At 23.3% G+C, this 1,888-nt stretch carries 1 protein-coding gene; it reads left to right on the top strand.

Annotation, left to right across the window (positions count from 1 at the left end):
- The first annotated feature begins 417 nt into the window (after positions 1-417).
- Positions 418-1,833, top strand: coding sequence for a CehA/McbA family metallohydrolase (locus tag G3997_RS06980; protein ID WP_296644812.1), 1,416 nt, complete (start codon positions 418-420; stop codon positions 1,831-1,833).
- The last annotated feature ends 55 nt before the right edge of the window (positions 1,834-1,888 follow it).

Here is a 1,888-nt window from a genome sequence, read left to right on the forward strand (position 1 = left end):
TATAAATAAGTCCTTATCTACATTTAAACAAACTCAAATTAGACTTGTTTACTCTAATAGTATTTACTCTAAATTATATTTATTTATTAAAAATTTGTTATGTAAAACTAGTTATATAGAAAATAAAACTTATTCTAAGCACACTTAYTTATTGTGCTAATGATTTATTAAATGAAAATAATTCTATATGGGTATACCCATTTTCTAAAAAATATACTAAATCATTACTAGATATTTATAGTGATGCTATTAATTAATATTATGAAATTATAAATATATTTTATCAGTATATACAGTAATAAAAAAATGCTGGATATACTAAATAAAATAGAAAATAAATCATATATTACTAATCAAAATTCTAGTAAAAGTTTTAAAAGTAATCTATAACTTCTAGATAAAAAAGGACTGATATAAATGAGATTAAAAAAATTTATAATTAGCTTATGTTTTGTTTTATTATTTTATTTTAGCTTTTGCTATTTTAATAACTTTAAAAATGAAGATTGTGTAGTAAGTTCTCTTAATACAGATAGTAAAGGGCCTATTATATATGATATTTTTCCTTATAAATGTCAACAATTTATAGTTGCAAAACCTGAAATAAAAATAAGTTATAAAGATGAAAGTGGAATAGATAAATCCTCAGTAAAATTGTTTATAAACTATAAAGATGTAACGAAAAAATGTACAATTACAGATAAATATATATACTATTTACCAGATACTAAATTTAAAAGAGGAAGTCAAATAATAAGGTTAGAAATATCTGATATATTAAAAAATAAAAGTGAATATGAATGGTATTTTACAGTTGGAACACCTATATATAATCACTATCGAGGTTTAATACATGCACATACTGAAGCTAGTGATGGTCACGGAAGCTATAATGATGCTTATTACTTAGCTAGAGATAAAGCTAATTTAGATTTTTTCGCTATAACTGAACACTCTAATTTACTAGACAATCATCTAGATTGTAATATAAATAATGCCTCTTTTAGTTCAAAATGGAATGATTTAATAAAGTCTAGAGATTTATTTTATTGTAAAGATAAATTTATAGCACTTAGTGGATTTGAAATGACTTATCCTTTTAAAGTAAAAAATCCTATTGGTCATATAAATATCTATAATTCTAACGGGTTTGTATCCTCTGAATTACCTAATATGACACTAGAAAATTTCTATGATTTAATATATGAACAAGATGATTTAATTGGACAATTTAATCACCCATGTGAAAAATTTGGTTCATTCAATAATTTTAAATACTCTGCTCATGGAGATTATGTTATTTCTCTTATTGAAGTCGGAAATGGATACAACAAGGATATGACAAAGAATATAAGATCTCATGATATGTATCAACTTGCTTTAGATAAAGGTTGGCATCTCGCACCTACATGTAATCAAGACAATCATAGAGTTGACTTTGGTATTGCTAATGAATTTAGAACTGTAGTATTAGCTACTGATTTAAATAAAGATGCTTTGTATGATGCTTTAAGAAATATGAGAGTATATGCTACAGAAGATAAAAACTTAAAAATTGAATATGCTATAAATAATTTACCTATGGGCTCTACTATAAAAAATACATCGAAATTAAATTTTAATGTAAGTGCGATAGATTCTGATGAAATAGATAAAATAAATGAAATTCAAGTAATATCCAATAATGGAGAAATAGTAAAAAGTAAAAAATTTAATTCTAATATGGCAAGACTAGAATTTTCACTGAAGTCTAGCAAAAACAAATTTTATTATATAAAAATTATTCAAAATAAAGATAAAATATCAGTTACTGCTCCTATATGGGTTGAATAAATAAAGTGATGAGTAGATATACTCATCACTTTATTTATAATTAGATATAAGATAC

It is taken from the genome of Romboutsia sp. 13368, assembly GCF_018336475.1.
Classification (GTDB): Bacteria; Bacillota; Clostridia; order Peptostreptococcales; family Peptostreptococcaceae; genus Romboutsia.

What these genes read in the sequence shown, in the direction of transcription:
- G3997_RS06980 (WP_296644812.1), top strand. Translation starts at nt 418, where the DNA reads ATGAGATTAAAAAAATTTATAATTAGCTTATGTTTTGTTTTATTATTT.